Origin of the sequence: Streptomyces sp. NPDC051987, assembly GCF_040680735.1 — a bacterium.
In the GTDB taxonomy this organism is placed as follows: domain Bacteria; phylum Actinomycetota; class Actinomycetes; order Streptomycetales; family Streptomycetaceae; genus Streptomyces.
The window spans coordinates 29,481-46,634 of record NZ_JBFAXI010000004.1 but is presented as its reverse complement, the minus strand read 5'-3'; the positions used below and the strand labels follow the sequence as shown (position 1 = coordinate 46,634).

30 protein-coding genes are annotated in these 17,154 nt (G+C 67.0%); all 30 read right to left on the bottom strand.

Annotated features, from left to right (window positions below):
• Position 1 precedes the first annotated feature (1 nt).
• Positions 2 to 847: a tRNA pseudouridine(38-40) synthase TruA gene (gene truA / locus AB0M11_RS03235; RefSeq protein WP_365700747.1), complete on the bottom strand. Its 846-nt coding sequence runs from the start codon at positions 845 to 847 to the stop codon at positions 2 to 4.
• Positions 848 to 1,015: 168 nt separating this feature from the next.
• Positions 1,016 to 1,540: a 50S ribosomal protein L17 gene (gene rplQ / locus AB0M11_RS03230; RefSeq protein ID WP_365700745.1), complete on the bottom strand. Its 525-nt coding sequence runs from the start codon at positions 1,538 to 1,540 to the stop codon at positions 1,016 to 1,018.
• Between the two features lie 207 nt (positions 1,541 to 1,747).
• Positions 1,748 to 2,770 carry a DNA-directed RNA polymerase subunit alpha gene (locus tag AB0M11_RS03225; protein WP_003966937.1) on the bottom strand — a complete coding sequence of 341 codons (1,023 nt, stop codon included), beginning with the start codon at positions 2,768 to 2,770 and terminating at the stop codon, positions 1,748 to 1,750.
• 143 nt (positions 2,771 to 2,913) lie between these two features.
• Positions 2,914 to 3,318, bottom strand: coding sequence for a 30S ribosomal protein S11 (gene rpsK, locus AB0M11_RS03220; protein WP_003956432.1), 405 nt, complete (start codon positions 3,316 to 3,318; stop codon positions 2,914 to 2,916).
• 70 nt (positions 3,319 to 3,388) lie between these two features.
• On the bottom strand, positions 3,389 to 3,769 hold the full coding sequence (gene rpsM / locus AB0M11_RS03215) for a 30S ribosomal protein S13 (RefSeq protein WP_031167100.1): 381 nt from the start codon (positions 3,767 to 3,769) through the stop codon (positions 3,389 to 3,391).
• 188 nt (positions 3,770 to 3,957) lie between these two features.
• The gene (rpmJ, locus tag AB0M11_RS03210) at positions 3,958 to 4,071 is read right to left on the bottom strand and encodes a 50S ribosomal protein L36 (protein WP_003998809.1); all 114 of its coding nucleotides are present in this window, start codon (positions 4,069 to 4,071) and stop codon (positions 3,958 to 3,960) included.
• Between the two features lie 61 nt (positions 4,072 to 4,132).
• Positions 4,133 to 4,354 (bottom strand): translation initiation factor IF-1, encoded by a 222-nt coding sequence (infA, locus tag AB0M11_RS03205; protein ID WP_003948620.1) that lies wholly within the window; start codon positions 4,352 to 4,354, stop codon positions 4,133 to 4,135.
• Positions 4,355 to 4,591: 237 nt separating this feature from the next.
• Positions 4,592 to 5,428: a type I methionyl aminopeptidase gene (gene map / locus AB0M11_RS03200; RefSeq protein WP_365700743.1), complete on the bottom strand. Its 837-nt coding sequence runs from the start codon at positions 5,426 to 5,428 to the stop codon at positions 4,592 to 4,594.
• Positions 5,429 to 5,544: 116 nt separating this feature from the next.
• The gene (locus tag AB0M11_RS03195; RefSeq protein ID WP_365700741.1) at positions 5,545 to 6,210 is read right to left on the bottom strand and encodes an adenylate kinase; all 666 of its coding nucleotides are present in this window, start codon (positions 6,208 to 6,210) and stop codon (positions 5,545 to 5,547) included.
• Positions 6,210 to 7,523, bottom strand: coding sequence for a preprotein translocase subunit SecY (gene secY / locus AB0M11_RS03190; protein ID WP_365700739.1), 1,314 nt, complete (start codon positions 7,521 to 7,523; stop codon positions 6,210 to 6,212). Before secY ends, AB0M11_RS03195 begins: the two co-directional genes overlap by 1 nt.
• A 187-nt stretch (positions 7,524 to 7,710) precedes the next feature.
• Positions 7,711 to 8,166 (bottom strand): 50S ribosomal protein L15, encoded by a 456-nt coding sequence (gene rplO, locus AB0M11_RS03185; protein ID WP_030233862.1) that lies wholly within the window; start codon positions 8,164 to 8,166, stop codon positions 7,711 to 7,713.
• Between the two features lie 2 nt (positions 8,167 to 8,168).
• Positions 8,169 to 8,351, bottom strand: coding sequence for a 50S ribosomal protein L30 (gene rpmD / locus AB0M11_RS03180; protein ID WP_003974250.1), 183 nt, complete (start codon positions 8,349 to 8,351; stop codon positions 8,169 to 8,171).
• 2 nt (positions 8,352 to 8,353) lie between these two features.
• Positions 8,354 to 8,959: a 30S ribosomal protein S5 gene (gene rpsE, locus AB0M11_RS03175; RefSeq protein WP_030860989.1), complete on the bottom strand. Its 606-nt coding sequence runs from the start codon at positions 8,957 to 8,959 to the stop codon at positions 8,354 to 8,356.
• A 36-nt stretch (positions 8,960 to 8,995) separates the two neighbouring features.
• Complete coding sequence (gene rplR, locus AB0M11_RS03170) at positions 8,996 to 9,379, bottom strand: 50S ribosomal protein L18 (RefSeq protein ID WP_020941679.1); 384 nt, start codon at positions 9,377 to 9,379, stop codon at positions 8,996 to 8,998.
• 3 nt (positions 9,380 to 9,382) lie between these two features.
• Positions 9,383 to 9,922 carry a 50S ribosomal protein L6 gene (gene rplF / locus AB0M11_RS03165; protein WP_365700736.1) on the bottom strand — a complete coding sequence of 180 codons (540 nt, stop codon included), beginning with the start codon at positions 9,920 to 9,922 and terminating at the stop codon, positions 9,383 to 9,385.
• Positions 9,923 to 9,946: 24 nt separating this feature from the next.
• Positions 9,947 to 10,345 carry a 30S ribosomal protein S8 gene (gene rpsH / locus AB0M11_RS03160; RefSeq protein WP_004927242.1) on the bottom strand — a complete coding sequence of 133 codons (399 nt, stop codon included), beginning with the start codon at positions 10,343 to 10,345 and terminating at the stop codon, positions 9,947 to 9,949.
• A 211-nt stretch (positions 10,346 to 10,556) separates the two neighbouring features.
• On the bottom strand, positions 10,557 to 10,742 hold the full coding sequence (locus AB0M11_RS03155) for a type Z 30S ribosomal protein S14 (RefSeq protein WP_003948630.1): 186 nt from the start codon (positions 10,740 to 10,742) through the stop codon (positions 10,557 to 10,559).
• A gap of 5 nt (positions 10,743 to 10,747) precedes the next feature.
• Positions 10,748 to 11,305 (bottom strand): 50S ribosomal protein L5, encoded by a 558-nt coding sequence (gene rplE / locus AB0M11_RS03150; protein ID WP_023547375.1) that lies wholly within the window; start codon positions 11,303 to 11,305, stop codon positions 10,748 to 10,750.
• Positions 11,305 to 11,628: a 50S ribosomal protein L24 gene (gene rplX, locus AB0M11_RS03145; RefSeq protein ID WP_030671805.1), complete on the bottom strand. Its 324-nt coding sequence runs from the start codon at positions 11,626 to 11,628 to the stop codon at positions 11,305 to 11,307. The genes rplE and rplX overlap by 1 nt, the downstream gene beginning before the upstream one ends.
• A gap of 2 nt (positions 11,629 to 11,630) precedes the next feature.
• Positions 11,631 to 11,999, bottom strand: a complete 369-nt coding sequence (gene rplN / locus AB0M11_RS03140; RefSeq protein ID WP_003998823.1) for a 50S ribosomal protein L14 — start codon at positions 11,997 to 11,999, stop codon at positions 11,631 to 11,633.
• Between the two features lie 97 nt (positions 12,000 to 12,096).
• A complete protein-coding gene (gene rpsQ, locus AB0M11_RS03135; protein ID WP_361282967.1) occupies positions 12,097 to 12,384 on the bottom strand; it encodes a 30S ribosomal protein S17 in 288 nt (95 codons plus the stop codon).
• On the bottom strand, positions 12,384 to 12,608 hold the full coding sequence (rpmC, locus tag AB0M11_RS03130; RefSeq protein WP_030174543.1) for a 50S ribosomal protein L29: 225 nt from the start codon (positions 12,606 to 12,608) through the stop codon (positions 12,384 to 12,386). The genes rpsQ and rpmC overlap by 1 nt, the downstream gene beginning before the upstream one ends.
• The gene (gene rplP / locus AB0M11_RS03125) at positions 12,608 to 13,027 is read right to left on the bottom strand and encodes a 50S ribosomal protein L16 (RefSeq protein WP_046732372.1); all 420 of its coding nucleotides are present in this window, start codon (positions 13,025 to 13,027) and stop codon (positions 12,608 to 12,610) included. The genes rpmC and rplP overlap by 1 nt, the downstream gene beginning before the upstream one ends.
• A gap of 5 nt (positions 13,028 to 13,032) precedes the next feature.
• On the bottom strand, positions 13,033 to 13,860 hold the full coding sequence (gene rpsC, locus AB0M11_RS03120) for a 30S ribosomal protein S3 (RefSeq protein ID WP_093499641.1): 828 nt from the start codon (positions 13,858 to 13,860) through the stop codon (positions 13,033 to 13,035).
• Complete coding sequence (gene rplV / locus AB0M11_RS03115; protein ID WP_019329637.1) at positions 13,860 to 14,207, bottom strand: 50S ribosomal protein L22; 348 nt, start codon at positions 14,205 to 14,207, stop codon at positions 13,860 to 13,862. Before rplV ends, rpsC begins: the two co-directional genes overlap by 1 nt.
• 43 nt (positions 14,208 to 14,250) lie before the next feature.
• Positions 14,251 to 14,532 carry a 30S ribosomal protein S19 gene (gene rpsS, locus AB0M11_RS03110; protein ID WP_023547380.1) on the bottom strand — a complete coding sequence of 94 codons (282 nt, stop codon included), beginning with the start codon at positions 14,530 to 14,532 and terminating at the stop codon, positions 14,251 to 14,253.
• A gap of 12 nt (positions 14,533 to 14,544) precedes the next feature.
• Positions 14,545 to 15,381 carry a 50S ribosomal protein L2 gene (rplB, locus tag AB0M11_RS03105; protein ID WP_093499642.1) on the bottom strand — a complete coding sequence of 279 codons (837 nt, stop codon included), beginning with the start codon at positions 15,379 to 15,381 and terminating at the stop codon, positions 14,545 to 14,547.
• A gap of 38 nt (positions 15,382 to 15,419) precedes the next feature.
• Positions 15,420 to 15,839 carry a 50S ribosomal protein L23 gene (rplW, locus tag AB0M11_RS03100; protein ID WP_365700731.1) on the bottom strand — a complete coding sequence of 140 codons (420 nt, stop codon included), beginning with the start codon at positions 15,837 to 15,839 and terminating at the stop codon, positions 15,420 to 15,422.
• Positions 15,839 to 16,495, bottom strand: coding sequence for a 50S ribosomal protein L4 (gene rplD / locus AB0M11_RS03095; protein WP_365700729.1), 657 nt, complete (start codon positions 16,493 to 16,495; stop codon positions 15,839 to 15,841). Before rplD ends, rplW begins: the two co-directional genes overlap by 1 nt.
• A gap of 7 nt (positions 16,496 to 16,502) precedes the next feature.
• Complete coding sequence (gene rplC, locus AB0M11_RS03090; protein WP_181801294.1) at positions 16,503 to 17,147, bottom strand: 50S ribosomal protein L3; 645 nt, start codon at positions 17,145 to 17,147, stop codon at positions 16,503 to 16,505.
• Between the last annotated feature and the right edge of the window lie 7 nt (positions 17,148 to 17,154).

Here is a 17,154-nt window from a genome sequence, read left to right as displayed (position 1 = left end):
CTCAGACCGCCCGCACCCGTACCCGGCGTGCCTGCCGCTGCCGTTCCAGCAGCTGGTCGGGCGCCGGGTACGCGACCTCCTCCAGGGTCAGCCCGTGCGGCCGCACGACATGCACGGCACTGTCCCGCACCCCGGCGTCCAGCACCTTCCGCGGCCACTCCACGCCCCGGTGCCCGTCGCCCACGAACAGCAGCGCGCCGACCATCGACCGCACCTGGTTGTGGCAGAACGCGTCGGCCCTGACCTCGATCTCGACGACCCCGTCGGAGCGCCGGCTCACCCCGAAACCGAGGATCTCCCGGATCGTCGTCGCGCCCTCGCGCTTCTTCGCGTAGGCGGCGAAGTCGTGCTCCCCGACCAGTGACTTCGCGGCGGCGTCCATGACCTCCACGTCCAGCTCCCAGTCGTGCCACAGCACGTGGTTGCGCAGCAGCGGGTCCACGCCTCCCGGCCGGTCCCCGACCCGGTACACGTACCGCCGCCACAGCGCCGCGAACCGCGCGTCGAACCCCGGCGGCGCCTCCCCCAGCGCCCACACCCGCACGTCCTTCGGCAGCCGCCCCGCGAGCCGCTTCAGCAGCTTCTCCCGCTGCTCCTCCCACACCCCGGCCGGCAGATCCACATGCGCCACCTGCCCCCGCGCGTGCACCCCGGCGTCCGTCCGCCCGGCCACGGTCAGCTCGTACGTCGTGCCCTGCGACCGCGTGACGATCCGCAACGCGTCCTCGATCTCCCCCTGCACGGTCCGCTTCCCACCGGCCTGCTTGGCCCACCCGTGGAAGTGGGTCCCGTCATAGGACAGGTCGAGACGGACCCGGACATGACCGGGCTGAACTTCGTCACTCACGGAAGAATCCTCTCAGGTAAAGAAAAGTGGGCCCGTTCCGTAAAAGGAACAGGCCCACTCATGCGCCCCGCCAGGGACGCGGGACTGCATCGATCTGCGGCTCCGCCGCGCGGGCGCGACAGCCACGACGAGCCCGCCGCCGCGGGCCGGCAGTCCCCGGCAGAACGCTTACGCGTCCTTCGGCTCCTCGGCAGCGTCCTCGGCCTCGTCGGCCTTGGTCACGTCGACCTTGGCGTCCTCGACCTCGGTGGTCTCGGCAGCCTTGGCCTCCTCGGCCTCCTTGACCGCGCGCTTCGTCGCGGCCTCGGCCTCACCCGTCGCCTGCTGGGCGACCGTCAGCGCCTCGACCAGCTCGATGACGGCCATGGGCGCGTTGTCGCCACGACGGTTACCGATCTTGGTGATGCGGGTGTAGCCACCGGGACGGTTCTCGTACCGCGGGCCGATCTCGGTGAAGAGCGTGTGCACGACGCTCTTGTCCGTGATGACCTGGAGCACCTGACGGCGGTTGTGAAGGTCGCCCTTCTTCGCCTTGGTGACCAGACGCTCGGCGTACGGACGCAGACGGCGCGCCTTCGCCTCGGTGGTGGTGATACGACCGTGCTCGAAGAGCGACTTCGCGAGGTTCGCGAGGAGCAGCTTCTCGTGCGCGGCGCTGCCGCCCAGACGGGCACCCTTGGTGGGCTTCGGCATGTTTCTTCTCCTGTGTGTCTGCCCCGGCCGTGTCAGGTACCGGAGTCAGTATCCGAGCAGACGGTCGTCTGTCGGAGATCCGGGGCGTCCCCGAAGGGGCGCCCCGGAAGGGGCGCTGGGGGTACCCCCGGCCGAAGGCTGGGGGAGGAACTGCGCGACAAGCCACAGCGCACCCGCAGCCGCAGAACCGGCCTCCTCGCGGAGCGCTCAGTACTGCTCGGTCTCCACGAAGCCCGCGTCCGCGTCGTCATCGGCCCCGAAGGCGTCAGCCGCAGCGGTGGGGTCGAATCCGGGCGGGCTGTCCTTGAGGGCCAGGCCCATGCCGGCCAGCTTCGCCTTGACCTCGTCGATGGACTTCGCACCGAAGTTGCGGATGTCCAGCAGGTCCGCCTCGGAGCGCGCCACGAGTTCACCCACGGAGTGGATGCCCTCACGCTTGAGGCAGTTGTAGGAGCGGACCGTGAGCTCCAGCTCCTCGATCGGCAGCGCGAGGTCGGCGGCGAGGGCGGCGTCCGTGGGGGACGGGCCCATGTCGATGCCCTCGGCGTCGATGTTGAGCTCACGCGCCAGACCGAACAACTCGACCAGGGTCTTGCCGGCCGACGCCATGGCGTCACGCGGACGCATGGCCTGCTTGGTCTCGACGTCGACGATCAGCTTGTCGAAGTCGGTGCGCTGCTCGACACGGGTCGCCTCGACCTTGTACGTGACCTTGAGCACCGGCGAGTAGATGGAGTCGACCGGGATACGGCCGATCTCCTGGCCCACCTGCTTGTTCTGCACGGCGGAGACGTAACCGCGGCCGCGCTCGACCGTGAGCTCCATCTCCAGCTTGCCCTTGCCGTTGAGCGTGGCGAGGACGAGGTCGGGGTTGTGCACCTCGACACCGGCCGGGGGCGCGATGTCGGCGGCGGTGACCAGACCCGGGCCCTGCTTGCGCAGGTACATCACGACCGGCTCGTCGTGCTCCGAGGAGACGACCAGCTGCTTGATGTTGAGGATCAGGTCGGTGACGTCCTCCTTGACGCCCGGCACGGTGGTGAACTCGTGCAGGACGCCGTCGATGCGGATGCTGGTGACAGCGGCACCGGGGATCGACGACAGGAGGGTGCGGCGGAGGGAGTTGCCGAGGGTGTAGCCGAAGCCCGGCTCCAGCGGCTCGATCACGAACCGGGAGCGGAACTCGTCGACGACCTCTTCGGTCAACGAGGGACGCTGAGCGATCAGCATGTGTGGATCAGATCCTTCTTTCGTGGACGCCCGCTATTTGACGCCCGACGGAACCGCACCGGTGAGAGGCGCGGGTACTGCAAGGGTACGGGCGGCACGCCCCTTACGGAGCCGTACCGCCCGAGCAGCCCTGCGAAGCGAGGTCAGACGCGACGACGCTTCGGCGGACGGCAGCCGTTGTGCGGGGTCGGGGTGACGTCCTGGATGGAGCCGACCTCAAGGCCCGTGGCCTGCAGGGAGCGGATCGCGGTCTCGCGACCGGAACCCGGGCCCTTCACGAACACGTCGACCTTGCGCATGCCGTGCTCCTGAGCGCGGCGGGCAGCCGACTCGGCGGCCATCTGCGCGGCGAACGGCGTGGACTTCCGGGAGCCCTTGAAGCCGACGTGGCCGGCGGAGGCCCAGGAGATCACGTTGCCCGACGGGTCCGTGATGGAGACGATCGTGTTGTTGAACGTGCTCTTGATGTGCGCGTGGCCGTGAGCGACGTTCTTCTTTTCCTTGCGGCGCACCTTCTTGGCAGCGCCCTGACGACCCTTGGGGGGCATCTAGTAACTCCTACGGGGAGGTGGTCGGTCCTACAGCGAAGACCGCTGATGAAGCGTTGTCCGCTGAGGACTACTTCTTGCCCGGCTTCTTCTTGCCGGCGATGGCGCGACGCGGGCCCTTGCGGGTGCGGGCGTTGGTGCTGGTGCGCTGACCGCGGACGGGCAGGCCACGGCGGTGACGCAGACCCTGGTAGCAGCCGATCTCGACCTTGCGGCGGATGTCGGCCTGGATCTCGCGACGGAGGTCACCCTCGGTCTTGATGTTGTTGTCGACGTACTCGCGGATGGCGACCAGCTGCTCTTCGGTCAGGTCGCGAACGCGGGTGTTCGGGTCGATGCCGGTCTCGGCCAGCGTCTGCTGCGAGAGTGTCCGGCCGATGCCGAACACGTAGGTGAGGGCGACCTCCACGCGCTTTTCGCGCGGGATGTCAACACCGGAAACGCGTGCCATTCAATGGCTCCTGGTGATCGTCGGAGGTCTTCCGCAGAACCGGTTCCCAGCCGCCGTATCAGGTACGAACTGGGTCCCCGGCCTCCGAACCGGGGGTGTCAGGCGCACAGCGCCTGGATTCTGCGTATGAACAATTCAGCTTGCGTCGCGCGAATCTCTGCGATGGATGCAGAGGGATCGGTCGTGCGTCAGCCCTGGCGCTGCTTGTGGCGCGGGTTCTCGCAGATGACCATGACCCGACCGTGACGGCGGATCACCCTGCACTTGTCGCAGATCTTCTTGACGCTCGGCTTGACCTTCATGGGATTGAGGTTCTCCGGGTCAGTTGCCGGCGGCCCCGCTCACGCGGGACGTGGGCAAGATCTACTTGTAGCGGTAGACGATCCGGCCACGCGTCAGGTCGTACGGAGACAGCTCCACCACGACCCGGTCGTCAGGGAGGATGCGGATGTAGTGCATGCGCATCTTGCCGCTGATGTGTGCCAGGACCTGGTGGCCGTTCTGGAGCTCGACCTTGAACATGGCGTTCGGAAGAGACTCGACGACAGTGCCCTCGATCTCGATGGCACCTTGCTTCTTGGCCACGCTTCGCCCTTCGAATCGACTACCTTGATCGACTCACTGGCACCACTACGAGCGCATGCGGACATGCGGGTGCACGAGAGCCGACGAGTCAGTCTACGTCAGCGCACCCGGAAAGACGAATCGGGAAAGCCTGCCCTGCACGGCAGATCATTAAGCGCGCACGAGTAAAGCGCCCCGTTAAGAGGCGCGGGGAACTGCGCGACAAGCCCCCACCGGGGCCGTGCCTTCACACGGCGCTCAGCCCAACGGATCCGGCGCAGCCGTGACCCCGTGCTCGGCCAGCTTGGCCTTGCCCCCGTCAGGAGCCGTCAGCACCAACGGCCCCTCTTCGGTCAGCGCCACACTGTGCTCCCAGTGCGACGACCACGTACCGTCCGTGGTGATCACGGTCCAGTCGTCCGACAGGACCTGCGTGCGGGGCGTCCCCAGCGACACCATCGGCTCGATGGCCAGGCAGAACCCCGGCACCAGCTTCGGCCCCTTGCCCCGCCGCCGGTCGACGTAGTTCAGCAGGTGCGGGTCCATGTGCATCTCGGTGCCGATGCCGTGGCCGCCGTAGTCCTCGATGATCCCGTACTTGCCGCCGCCCGGCTTCGGCTGGCGGCGGATGTACGTCTCGATCGCCCGGGAGACGTCGACCAGGCGGTTGCCCTGCTTCATCGCCGCGATGCCGGCCCACATCGACTCCTCGGTGACCCGGGAGAGCTCGATCAGCTCCGGGGCGTGACCGGAGCCCACGAAGGCCGTGTAGGCCGCGTCGCCGTGCCAGCCGTCCACGATCGCGCCGCAGTCGATGGAGATGATGTCGCCGTCCTTGAGGACGACGTCCTCCGAGGGGATGCCGTGGACGACCACCTCGTTGACGGACGTGCAGATGGTGGCGGGGAAACCGCCGTAGCCGAGGAAGTTCGGCTTGGCGCCGTGCTCGGCGAGGACCTTGCGGGCCACCTCGTCGAGGTCCTTGGTGCTGGCGCCGGGGACCGCCGCCTCGCGGGTGGCCGCGTGGATCGCCGCCACGACCAGGCCCGCCGCCCGCATCCTGGCGATCTGCTCGGGGGTCTTGATCTGCACCATGGGTGGCCTGCGCTCTCCATCACTCGCGCCGACGTCAACGCCGGCGTCAACCGAACCGAACACAACAGTACGGCCGCGGCACCCCAGGGGGCACCGCGGCCGGAACCGCCGAGGGACTACTTCTCGTCGCCCTCGTCACGCTTGAGCGCGTCCAGCGCGCGCTGGGTGACCTCGTCCACCGGCCCCAGGGCGGAGATCGTCGCGACCAGGCCCTGCGCCTTGTAGTAGTCGATGATCGGCTCGGTCTGCGTGTGGTAGACCTCGAGCCGGGTGCGGACGGTGTCCTCGGAGTCGTCGTCGCGCTGGTAGAGCTCGCCGCCGCAGAGGTCGCAGACGCCCTCCACCTTCGGCGGGCTGTACGTCACGTGGAAGACGTGCTCCGCCTTGTTGCGGCACAGGCGCCGCCCGGCGATCCGCTTGACGACCTCTTCCTCGGGGACTTCGAGGTCGAGCACGGCGTCCAGCTTGATCTTCTCTGCCTTCAGCAGTTCGTCGAGCGCCTCGGCCTGCGAGACGTTGCGCGGGAAGCCGTCCAGCAGGAAGCCGCGCACGGCGTCCTCCTGCTCCATGCGGTCCTTTGCCATGGCGATGGTGACCTCGTCGGGGACCAGGTTGCCGGCGTCCATGTAGGACTTCGCGAGTTTCCCGAGCTCCGTCTCCTGGCTGATGTTGGCGCGGAACAGGTCGCCCGTGGAGATGTGCGGGATCTGAAGCTCCTTGGCAAGGCGAACGGCTTGCGTTCCCTTACCGGCGCCAGGCGGCCCGACGAGGACGATTCGCATCAGCGGAGGAACCCTTCGTAATTGCGCTGCTGGAGCTGGCTCTCGATCTGCTTCACCGTTTCGAGGCCGACACCCACGATGATCAGGATGCTGGTGCCACCGAACGGGAAGTTGTTGCTCGCCCCAAAGCCCACCAACGCCATCGTCGGCACGAGAGCGATCAGCCCCAGATACAGCGAACCCGGCCAGGTGATCCGGTTGAGCACGTACGAGAGGTACTCAGCGGTCGGTCGGCCAGCCCGGATGCCCGGGATGAAGCCACCATACTTCTTCATGTTGTCGGCTACTTCCTCGGGGTTGAAGGAAATAGCGACATAGAAGAACGCGAAGAAAACGATGAGCAAGAAGTACGAAACGATGTAAATCGGGTGGTCACCCTTGGTCAGGTTCTGGGTGATCCACTCCTTCCAGCCCGAGTTGCCGCCGGCGAACTGCGCCACGAGCGCCGGAATGTAGAGCAGCGAGGAGGCGAAGATGACCGGAATCACACCGGCCTGGTTCACCTTGAGCGGGATGTACGTAGACGTACCGCCGTAGGAACGGCGGCCGATCATGCGCTTCGCGTACTGCACCGGAATGCGGCGCTGCGCCTGCTCGACGAAGACGACCAGCGCGACCATGACCAGACCCACCGCGATGACCGAGCCGAACTCGATCCAGCCGTCGGCCAGCGTGCCCTGCTTCTTGATGGCCCACAGCGCGGACGGGAAGGTCGCGGCGATCGAGATGAACATCAGGATCGACATGCCGTTGCCGATGCCGCGGTCGGTGATCAGCTCACCGAGCCACATGACGACGGCCGTACCGGCGGTCATGCAGATGACCATGGTGATGGTGGTGAAGATCGCCTGGTCCGGGACGATGCTGGAGGCGACCGAGCAACCGGAGAACAGGGCGCCGCTGCGGGCGGTGGCCACCAGGCCGGTACCCTGCAGGATGGCGAGCGCCACCGTGAGGTAACGGGTGTACTGCGTGATCTTCGCCGTGCCTGCCTGGCCCTCCTTCTTCAGGGCTTCCAGTCGCGGGATGACCACGGTCAGCAGCTGAAGGATGATGCTGGCGGTGATGTACGGCATGATGCCGAGCGCGAAGACCGTGATCTGCAGCAGCGCGCCGCCGCTGAACATGTTCACCAGACCGAACAGGCCCTGGTTGCCGGACGCCTCGCTGACACACGTCTGGACGGCTTTGTAGTTGACGCCGGGGATCGGGATGTGGGTACCGACCCGGTACACCACGATGATGCCGAGCGTGAAGAGCAGCTTCTTGCGCAGGTCGGGCGTCCTGAACGCCCGGGCGAACGCGGTGAGCACGGTGCCTCCTGCGACCCCCGCGCAACTGCGTCAAGGGTGACGGTCTTGAGGTTCGACGAATGAGAAAAGAACAGTGCTGGCCACCTTACCGGCCGCACTGGCCCCCTAGGAACGACCAACCGGGGATACCCCATTGTGAGGTATCCCCGGTCGGGATTCGCTTACGTCATCGAGACGTCCGGAAAACTCAGACGAGCTCGGTGACGGTGCCGCCGGCGGCGGTGATCTTCTCCTTGGCGGAGCCGGAGACGGCGTCGACCGTCACCTGCAGCGCCACGGAGACCTCACCCTGGCCGAGCACCTTGACGAGCGCGTTCTTGCGAACGGCGCCCTTGGCCACCAGACCCTCGACGGTGACCTCGCCACCCTCGGGGTACAGCGCGGCCAGCTTGTCGAGGTTCACGACCTGGTACTCGGTCTTGAACGGGTTCTTGAAGCCCTTCAGCTTCGGAAGGCGCATGTGGAGGGGCATCTGGCCACCCTCGAAGCGCTCCGGAACCTGGTAACGGGCCTTCGTACCCTTGGTACCACGACCGGCCGTCTTACCCTTCGACGCCTCACCACGACCGACACGGGTCTTGGCGGTCTTGGCGCCGGGGGCCGGACGGAGGTTGTGGATCTTGAGCGGGTTCTGCTCCGCCATGATCAGTCGACCTCCTCGACCGTCACGAGGTGGCGGACGGTGTGCACCATGCCGCGGAACTCGGGGCGGTCCTCCTTGACGACCTGCGTGTTGATGCCCTTGAGGCCAAGGGAACGCAGGGTGTCACGGTGGTTCTGCTTGCTGCCGATGTAGGACTTGACCTGCGTGATCTTGAGCTGCGCCATGATCACACACCCGCCCCGGCACGCGCACGGAGCAGAGCCGCGGGGGCGACGTCCTCCAGGGGCAGACCGCGGCGGGCCGCGATCTCCTCGGGACGCTGCAGGCCCTTCAGGGCCGCCACGGTCGCGTGCACGATGTTGATCGCGTTGTCGGAGCCGAGCGACTTCGACAGCACGTCGTGGATACCGGCGCACTCGAGCACGGCGCGCACCGGACCACCGGCGATAACACCGGTACCGGGGGACGCGGGCTTGAGCAGGACGACGCCGGCCGCCTTCTCACCCTGGATCGGGTGCGGGATGGTGCCCTGGATACGCGGGACCTTGAAGAAGTGCTTCTTGGCCTCCTCAACGCCCTTGGCGATGGCGGCCGGCACCTCCTTGGCCTTGCCGTAACCGACACCCACGGTGCCGTCACCGTCGCCCACCACGACCAGCGCGGTGAAGCTGAAGCGACGACCACCCTTCACAACCTTGGCGACGCGGTTGATCGCGACGACGCGCTCAACGTACGCGGTCTTCTCGGCGGCAGCAGCGCCGCCGTCACGGCCCTTCCGGTCCCGCCGCTCGCCGCCACCGGCACCGCCACCGCGGCGCTGGGGTCCAGCCATTGGATTACCTCTCTCTTTCCGCTAGCTACAAGCGGCTCAGAACTTGAGCCCGGCTTCGCGGGCGGCGTCCGCCAGGGCGGCGATGCGCCCGGCGTACTGGTTGCCACCACGGTCGAACACCACGGCCTCGACACCGGCGGCCTTGGCACGCTCGGCGACCAGGGCGCCGACCTGCTTGGCCTGCGCGGACTTGTCGCCCTCGCCACCGCGGACCGACGCGTCCAGGGTGGACGCGGAAGCCAGGGTGTGGCCCTTCAGGTCGTCGATCACCTGCGCCACGATGTGGCGGTTGGAGCGGGTCACGACCAGACGGGGACGCTCCGCCGTACCGGAGATGTTCTTGCGGATCCGGATGTGACGGCGCTTGATCGCGGCGCGCTTGTAGGCGTCGCCCTTGAGGATCTTCTGCCCGTATGCCATGGCTTACTTACCCGCCTTTCCGACCTTGCGGCGGATGACTTCGCCCTCGTACTTGACGCCCTTGGCCTTGTACGGGTCGGGCTTGCGCAGCTTGCGGATGTTGGCCGCGACCTCGCCGACCTTCTGCTTGTCGATGCCCTCGACCGAGAAACGGGTCGGAGCCTCGACCTTGAAGGTGATGCCCTCGGGGGCCTCGACCGTGATCGGGTGGCTGTAACCGAGCGCGAACTCGAGGTTCGAGCCCTTGGCGGTCACGCGGTAACCGACACCGCTGATCTCGAGCTTCTTCACGTAACCCTGGGTCACGCCGGTGATCATGTTCGCCACCAGCGTGCGGGACAGGCCGTGCAGGGCCTTGCTCTGACGCTCGTCGTTGGGGCGGGTCACCGCGAGAGTGCCGTCCTCGCCCTTGGCGATGTCGATCGGAGCCACGACGGTGTGGGTCAGCTCGCCCTTGGGGCCCTTGACCGTCACCGTGCGGCCGTCGATGGTGACGTCCACGCCGGCGGGAACCGCGATGGGGAGCTTGCCGATGCGCGACATAGCTGTTTCCTCCGTTCCCTTCTGCTACCAGACGTAGGCGAGGACTTCCCCACCCACGCCCTTCTTGCCGGCCTGCTTGTCGGTGAGGAGCCCGTGCGACGTGGAGATGATCGCCACGCCGAGGCCGCCCAGCACCTTCGGCAGGTTGGTGGACTTCGCGTACACCCGGAGACCGGGCTTGGAGATGCGCTTGATGCCCGCGATGGAGCGCTCACGGTTGGGACCGAACTTCAGGTCCAGGACGAGGTTCTTGCCGACCTCGGCGTCCTCGACCTTCCAGCCCGTGATGAAGCCCTCCTGCTGGAGGATCTCCGCGATGTGCGACTTGATCTTCGAGTGCGGCATCGCCACGGTGTCGTGGTACGCCGAGTTCGCGTTACGCAGACGCGTGAGCATGTCTGCGATCGGATCAGTCATGGTCATGAATTGGCCTTCGGCCTCTCTCGCCGGGGTTTCCTGGTGCGCCATCCCTCTCCCCGATCCGAGACGGGACGGGTGCGGCGCGGTGGACCTACGGCGTAGTAAGTCGTACGGGCGTCAGGCGCCCAACCCTCCAAGCCTAAGCCATGGAGGGGTGGGCCCCTGACCACCCAGATGCTTACCGAGAGCCTCTGAAATCCCTAGAAAAGGGGGATTACCAGGAGCTCTTGGTCACGCCCGGCAGCTCGCCACGGTGAGCCATCTCACGAAGGCACACGCGGCACAGGCCGAACTTGCGGTACACGGAGTGCGGACGGCCGCAGCGCTGGCAGCGCGTGTAGCCACGCACACCGAACTTGGGCTTGCGGGCGGCCTTGGCAATCAGAGCCTTCTTCGCCATCTCGCTCACGCCTCCTTGAACGGGAAGCCGAGGTGACGAAGGAGCGCGCGGCCCTCAGCGTCGTTGGTCGCCGTGGTCACCACGGTGATGTCCATACCCCGGGTACGGTCGATCTTGTCCTGGTCGATCTCGTGGAACATGACCTGCTCCGTGAGACCGAAGGTGTAGTTGCCACGGCCGTCGAACTGCTTGGGAGACAGGCCGCGGAAGTCGCGGATGCGCGGGAGCGCCAGCGACAGGGTGCGGTCCAGGAACTCCCACATGCGGTCGCCACGGAGCGTGACGTGGGCACCGATCGGCTGACCCTCACGCAGCTTGAACTGCGCGATGGACTTGCGGGCCTTGGTGACGGCCGGCTTCTGACCGGTGATGGTGGTCAGGTCGCGGATCGCGCCCTCGATCAGCTTCGAGTCACGGGCGGCGTCGCCGACACCCATGTTGACCACGATCTTGACGAGGCCGGGGATCTGCATGACGTTCTCGTACTTGAACTCGTCACGCAGCTTGCCCGCGATCTCCTCGCGGTACTTCTGCTTCAGACGCGGAGTGGTGGTGGTCGCCATCAGATGTCCTCACCCGTCCGCTTGGCAACGCGGATCTTGTTGCCTTCGTCGTCGAAGCGGTAACCGACACGCGTGACGACCTTGTTGCCGTCCTTCTCCACGACCAGCTGGACGTTGGAGACGTGGATCGGGGCCTCGGTCGTGACGATGCCGCCGGCCTGGGAACCGCGAGCGGTCGGGCCGGCCTTGGTGTGCTTCTTGACCCGGTTGACACCCTCGACCAGGACGCGGTCCTCGCGGGGGTAGGCCGCGATGACCTTGCCCTGCTTGCCCTTGTCCTTACCGGTGATGACCTGGACCAGGTCGCCCTTCTTGATCTTCATGCTTACAGCACCTCCGGCGCGAGCGAGATGATCTTCATGAACTTCTTCTCGCGCAGCTCACGGCCGACCGGGCCGAAGATGCGGGTGCCGCGAGGGTCGCCGTCGTTCTTCAGAATGACGGCGGCGTTCTCGTCGAAGCGGATGTACGAGCCGTCCGGACGGCGGCGCTCCTTGACGGTGCGAACGATGACCGCCTTGACGACGTCACCCTTCTTCACGTTGCCACCGGGGATCGCGTCCTTGACGGTGGCGACGATGACGTCACCGATGCCCGCGTAGCGGCGACCGGAGCCACCGAGCACACGGATGCAAAGGATCTCCTTCGCACCAGTGTTGTCGGCGACACGCAGTCGCGACTCCTGCTGGATCACGTCTATCTCCTGTTTGTCTGCCGGTTCCCCGGGGGCCGTTCAGAACGGCCCCCGGAGCCTGGCGGAACTGTCCTGCGAGGGATGCCCCGCAGGAGAATTACTTGGCCTTTTCGAGGATCTCGACGACGCGCCAGCGCTTCGTCGCGGACAGCGGCCGGGTCTCCATGAGGAGGACGCGGTCGCCGACGCCCGCGGCGTTCTGCTCGTCGTGCGCCTTGAGCTTGTTCGTACGGCGGATGACCTTGCCGTACAGCGCGTGCTTGACGCGGTCCTCGACGGCGACGACGACGGTCTTGTCCATCTTGTCGCTGACGACGAGACCCTCACGGGTCTTGCGGAAGCTGTCCCGCGTCTCGTTCTTCTCAGTCACGTTGCTCTCGCTCATCAGGCGCTCTCCACCGTTTCGATGCCCAGCTCACGCTCGCGCATCAGGGTGTAGATCCGCGCGATGTCCTTGCGGACCGCCTTCAGACGGCCGTGGTTTTCGAGCTGACCCGTGGCCGCCTGGAAGCGGAGGTTGAACAGCTCTTCCTTGGCCTCGCGGAGCTTGCCCAGAAGCTCCTCGTTGCCCAGCTCGCGCAGCTCGGACGCCTTGGTACCGGCCGACATCACGCTTCACCTGCCTCGCGCTTGACGATCCGGCACTTCATCGGCAGCTTGTGGGCCGCACGGGTCAGCGCCTCACGGGCGATCTTCTCGTTGGGGTACGACAGCTCGAACATCACGCGTCCGGGCTTGACGTTGGCGATCCACCACTCCGGAGAACCCTTACCGGAACCCATGCGGGTCTCGGCGGGCTTCTTGGTGAGCGGACGGTCCGGGTAGATGTTGATCCAGACCTTGCCACCACGCTTGATGTGACGCGTCATGGCGATACGAGCGGCCTCGATCTGACGGTTCGTCACGTACGCCGGGGTGAGCGCCTGGATGCCGTACTCGCCGAACGCGACCTGGGTACCGCCCTTGGCGGCGCCGTCGCGCTTCGGGTGGTGCTGCTTGCGGTGCTTGACCCTACGGGGGATCAGCATGTCGGTCAGGCCTCCGTTCCGGTGCTCTCAGCAGCCGGAGCGGCGGCGGCCTCGGCCTGGGGGGCCTCGGCAGCGGGAGCCTGCTGCGGCTTGCGACCGCGCCGCTCGCCACCACGGCCACCACGGGCCGGGCGGTCACCAGCGCCACCGCCACGGGCCGGGCGGTTGCCGGCGCGGGCAGCGGCGTTCTCGGCGCGGACCTCGGCGATGTTCTTGACGTCGCCCTTGTAGATCCAGACCTTCACACCGATGCGGCCGAAGGTCGTCTTGGCCTCGAAGAAGCCGTAGTCCACGTTCGCGCGGAGCGTGTGCAGGGGCACACGGCCCTCGCGGTAGAACTCCGAGCGGGACATCTCGGCGCCGCCGAGGCGGCCACCGCACTGGATCTTGATGCCCTTGGCGCCGGCCTTCATCGCCGACTGCATGCTCTTGCGCATGGCACGGCGGAAGGAGACGCGGGAGGAGAGCTGCTCGGCGACGGCCTGGGCCACCAGCTGAGCGTCCGTCTCCGGGTTCTTGACCTCGAGGATGTTCAGCTGGACCTGCTTGCCGGTCAGCTTCTCCAGGTCACCGCGGATGCGGTCGGCCTCGGCGCCGCGGCGGCCGATGACGATGCCCGGACGCGCGGTGTGGATGTCCACGCGGACGCGGTCACGGGTGCGCTCGATCTCCACCTTGGAGATGCCGGCGCGCTCCATGCCGGACGTCATCATCCGACGGATGGCGACGTCTTCCTTGACGTAGTCCTTGTACAGCTTGTCGGCGTACCACCGGGACTTGAAGTCCGTGGTGACACCGAGCCGGAACCCATGCGGGTTAACCTTCTGGCCCATTACCGGGTTCCTTCCTTGCTGCTGACGACCACGGTGATGTGGCTGGTCCGCTTGCGGATCCGGTAGGCACGGCCCTGGGCGCGCGGCCGGAACCGCTTCAGGGTCGGACCCTCGTCGACGTACGCCTCGGAGATGTAGAGGCTGTCGGCGTCGGTGTGGTCGTAGTTGTGCGCGGCGTTGGCGATGGCGCTGTCGAGCACCTTGCCGACCGGCACGGAGGCTGCCTGCGGAGCGAATCGCAGAACAGCCTGGGCCTCCGTGGCGTCCATGCCACGGATGAGGTCCACCACGCGGCGGGCCTTCATGGGCGTGACGCGGATGTACCGCGCCTGGGCCCTGGCTTCCATGGTTGTCCCTTCAGTTACTTACGTGTCTGAATGCGATCCGCTGTTAGCGGCGCTTCGACTTCCGGTCTTCCTTGACGTGGCCCCGGAAGGTGCGGGTCGGCGAGAACTCGCCGAGCTTGTGGCCGACCATCGACTCGGTGACGAACACCGGGATGTGGGTCTTGCCGTTGTGCACCGCGAGAGTGTGACCCAGCATGGCCGGGACGATCATCGAGCGGCGGGACCAGGTCTTGATGACGTTCTTGGTGCCGGCTTCGTTCTGGGCGTCCACCTTCTTGATCAGGTGGTCGTCGACGAAGGGCCCCTTCTTCAGGCTACGAGGCATCTCAACCCGTCCTTAGCGCTTCTTGTTCGTCTTGCGGCGGCGGACGATGTACTTGTTCGACGCCTTCTTGGGCGAACGAGTACGGCCTTCCTTCTTGCCCCACGGGGACACGGGGTGACGACCACCGGAGGTCCGGCCCTCACCACCACCGTGCGGGTGGTCGACCGGGTTCATCACGACACCGCGGACGGTCGGGCGGACGCCCAGCCACCGCTTGCGGCCGGCCTTGCCCCAGTTGATGTTCGACTGCTCGGCGTTGCCGACCTCACCGACGGTGGCGCGGCAGCGCGCGTCCACCATGCGGATCTCGCCGGACGGCATACGGAGGGTCGCCATGGCGCCCTCACGGGCGAGCAGCTGCACCGAGGCACCCGCGGAACGGGCGAACTTGGCGCCACCGCCGGGACGGAGCTCGATCGCGTGGACCGTGGTACCGACCGGGATGTTGCGGAGAGCCAGGTTGTTGCCCGGCTTGATGTCGGCCCCGGGACCGTTCTCCACGGTGTCGCCCTGCTGCAGGTTGCGCGGGGCGAGGATGTAGCGCTTCTCGCCGTCGGCGTAGTGCAGCAGCGCGATGCGCGCGGTGCGGTTGGGGTCGTACTCGATGTGCGCGACCTTCGCCGGCACGCCGTCCTTGTCGTGACGACGGAAGTCGATCACGCGGTAGGCGCGCTTGTGTCCGCCACCCTGGTGGCGAACGGTCACACGACCGGCGTTGTTACGGCCGCCCTTGCTGTGCAGGGGGCGGACCAGCGACTTCTCCGGCGTGGACCGCGTGACCTCGACGAAGTCGGCGACGCTGGCGCCACGACGGCCCGGCGTAGTCGGCTTGTACTTGCGGATTCCCATTTCTCAGTCCTCGTCCGATATCGGACGATCCGACCCGCTTACGCGGTCGGACCGCCGAAGATGTCGATACGGTCGCCCTCGGCGAGGGTCACGATCGCGCGCTTGGTCGCCGCGCGCTGGCCGAAGCCGGTGCGGGTGCGCTTGCGCTTGCCCTGGCGGTTGATCGTGTTGACCCCGGTGACCTTGACCGAGAAGACCGCCTGGACGGCCTGCTTGATCTGGGTCTTGTTGGCGTTCGGGTCGACGATGAACGTGTACTTGTTCTCGTCGAGGAGCGCGTAGCTCTTCTCGGAGACGACCGGCTTCAGCAGGACGTCACGGGGGTCCGTGTACGACTTGCTGAGCGGGGTCTCGACGGTGTTCTTGCCCTCGGCCTCGTGGCGGCGCGCCTTGGCGACGCGGGCGGCCTTGGCGGCCTTGGCGGCCTTCGAGGCGATGCTCGGGTGGCGGATAGCCATCAGACCTCGGTCCCTTCGGTGTCGTTGGCCTTCGGGCCGGCGACGAAGGACTCGAAGGCGGCCTGGGTGAAGACCACGTCGTCCGAGACGATCACGTCGTACGTGTTCAGCTGGCCCGGCTCCAGGATGTGGACCTGGGGCAGGTTGCGGGCGGACAGCCACGCGGCCTCGTCGGCGCGGTCGACGACCAGGAGCAGGTTCTTGCGCTCCGAGATCTTGCCGAACAGCGTGCGAGCGGCCTTGGTGCTGGGGGTCTCGCCCTCGATCACGCCGGTGACGACGTGGATGCGGTTGTGGCGCGCCCGGTCGGTGAGGGCGTGACGCAGAGCGGCAGCCTTCATCTTCTTCGGGGTGCGCTGCGAGTAGTCACGCGGCTGCGGGCCGTGGACGACGCCACCGCCGGCGAACTGCGGCGCGCGGGTCGAGCCCTGACGGGCGCGGCCGGTGCCCTTCTGGCGGTACGGCTTCTTGCCGCCACCACGGACCTCGCCACGGGTCTTCGTCTTGTGCGTGCCCTGGCGGGCGGCCGCGTTCTGCGCGACGACGACCTGGTGGATCAGCGGGATGCTGACCTTCTCCACGCCGAAGATCTCCGCGGGGAGCTCGACGGTTCCGGTCTTCTCGCCGGCAGGCGAAAGGATGTCAACAGTGCTCATCGGTACCTCAGGCCCCCTTGGCCGCGGTGCGGACCAGGACGAGGCCGCCGTTCGGACCGGGAACCGCGCCCTTGATGAGCAGCAGACCCTTCTCCGCGTCAACGGCGTGGACGGTCAGGTTCTGGGTGGTGACACGCTCGTTGCCCATGCGACCCGCCATGCGGAGGCCCTTGAACACGCGGCCCGGGGTGGCGCAGCCACCGATGGAACCGGGCGAGCGGTGCTTGCGCTGGGTGCCGTGACCGGCGCCGAGGCCCTTGAAGTTGTGACGCTTCATGACACCGGCGAAGCCCTTGCCCTTGCTCTTGCCGGTGACGTCGACCTTCACGCCGGCCTCGAAGACCTCGGCGGTGACTTCCTGACCGAGGGTGTACTCGGCGGCGTCGGCCGTACGGATCTCGACGAGGTGGCGACGGGGGGTGACGTCGGCCTTCGCGAAGTGACCCTTGAGGGGCTTGTTCACCTTGCGCGGGTCGATCTCGCCGAAGGCGAGCTGGACGGACTCGTAGCCGTCGACGTCGTTGGTGCGGACCTGGGTGACGACGTTGGGGCCGGCCTTGACGACGGTGACCGGGACGACACGGTTGTTCTCGTCCCACACCTGCGTCATGCCGAGCTTCTCGCCCAGGATGCCCTTGATCTGCTTAGCCATTCTCAGA

Bases quoted from the DNA above. Each gene is read 5' to 3' on its own strand.
- rplQ (WP_365700745.1), bottom strand. From the start codon at position 1,540: ATGCCGAAGCCCACCAAGGGTGCCCGTCTGGGCGGCAGCGCCGCGCAC.
- AB0M11_RS03225 (WP_003966937.1), bottom strand. From the start codon at position 2,770: ATGCTGATCGCTCAGCGTCCCTCGTTGACCGAAGAGGTCGTCGACGAG.
- rpsK (WP_003956432.1), bottom strand. From the start codon at position 3,318: ATGCCCCCCAAGGGTCGTCAGGGCGCTGCCAAGAAGGTGCGCCGCAAG.
- rpsM (WP_031167100.1), bottom strand. From the start codon at position 3,769: ATGGCACGCGTTTCCGGTGTTGACATCCCGCGCGAAAAGCGCGTGGAG.
- rpmJ (WP_003998809.1), bottom strand. From the start codon at position 4,071: ATGAAGGTCAAGCCGAGCGTCAAGAAGATCTGCGACAAGTGCAGGGTG.
- map (WP_365700743.1), bottom strand. From the start codon at position 5,428: ATGGTGCAGATCAAGACCCCCGAGCAGATCGCCAGGATGCGGGCGGCG.
- AB0M11_RS03195 (WP_365700741.1), bottom strand. From the start codon at position 6,210: ATGCGAATCGTCCTCGTCGGGCCGCCTGGCGCCGGTAAGGGAACGCAA.
- rplO (WP_030233862.1), bottom strand. From the start codon at position 8,166: ATGGCGGAGCAGAACCCGCTCAAGATCCACAACCTCCGTCCGGCCCCC.
- rpmD (WP_003974250.1), bottom strand. From the start codon at position 8,351: ATGGCGCAGCTCAAGATCACGCAGGTCAAGTCCTACATCGGCAGCAAG.
- rpsE (WP_030860989.1), bottom strand. From the start codon at position 8,959: ATGGCTGGACCCCAGCGCCGCGGTGGCGGTGCCGGTGGCGGCGAGCGG.
- rplR (WP_020941679.1), bottom strand. From the start codon at position 9,379: ATGGCATACGGGCAGAAGATCCTCAAGGGCGACGCCTACAAGCGCGCC.
- rplF (WP_365700736.1), bottom strand. From the start codon at position 9,922: ATGTCGCGCATCGGCAAGCTCCCCATCGCGGTTCCCGCCGGCGTGGAC.
- rpsH (WP_004927242.1), bottom strand. From the start codon at position 10,345: ATGACCATGACTGATCCGATCGCAGACATGCTCACGCGTCTGCGTAAC.
- AB0M11_RS03155 (WP_003948630.1), bottom strand. From the start codon at position 10,742: ATGGCGAAGAAGGCTCTGATTGCCAAGGCCGCCCGCAAGCCCAAGTTC.
- rplE (WP_023547375.1), bottom strand. From the start codon at position 11,305: ATGGCGACCACCACCACTCCGCGTCTGAAGCAGAAGTACCGCGAGGAG.
- rplX (WP_030671805.1), bottom strand. From the start codon at position 11,628: ATGAAGATCAAGAAGGGCGACCTGGTCCAGGTCATCACCGGTAAGGAC.
- rpsQ (WP_361282967.1), bottom strand. From the start codon at position 12,384: ATGAGCGAGAGCAACGTGACTGAGAAGAACGAGACGCGGGACAGCTTC.
- rpmC (WP_030174543.1), bottom strand. From the start codon at position 12,608: ATGTCGGCCGGTACCAAGGCGTCCGAGCTGCGCGAGCTGGGCAACGAG.
- rplP (WP_046732372.1), bottom strand. From the start codon at position 13,027: ATGCTGATCCCCCGTAGGGTCAAGCACCGCAAGCAGCACCACCCGAAG.
- rpsC (WP_093499641.1), bottom strand. From the start codon at position 13,860: ATGGGCCAGAAGGTTAACCCGCATGGGTTCCGGCTCGGTGTCACCACG.
- rplV (WP_019329637.1), bottom strand. From the start codon at position 14,207: ATGGAAGCCAGGGCCCAGGCGCGGTACATCCGCGTCACGCCCATGAAG.
- rpsS (WP_023547380.1), bottom strand. From the start codon at position 14,532: ATGCCTCGTAGCCTGAAGAAGGGGCCCTTCGTCGACGACCACCTGATC.
- rplB (WP_093499642.1), bottom strand. From the start codon at position 15,381: ATGGGAATCCGCAAGTACAAGCCGACTACGCCGGGCCGTCGTGGCGCC.
- rplW (WP_365700731.1), bottom strand. From the start codon at position 15,839: ATGGCTATCCGCCACCCGAGCATCGCCTCGAAGGCCGCCAAGGCCGCC.
- rplD (WP_365700729.1), bottom strand. From the start codon at position 16,495: ATGAGCACTGTTGACATCCTTTCGCCTGCCGGCGAGAAGACCGGAACC.
- rplC (WP_181801294.1), bottom strand. From the start codon at position 17,147: ATGGCTAAGCAGATCAAGGGCATCCTGGGCGAGAAGCTCGGCATGACG.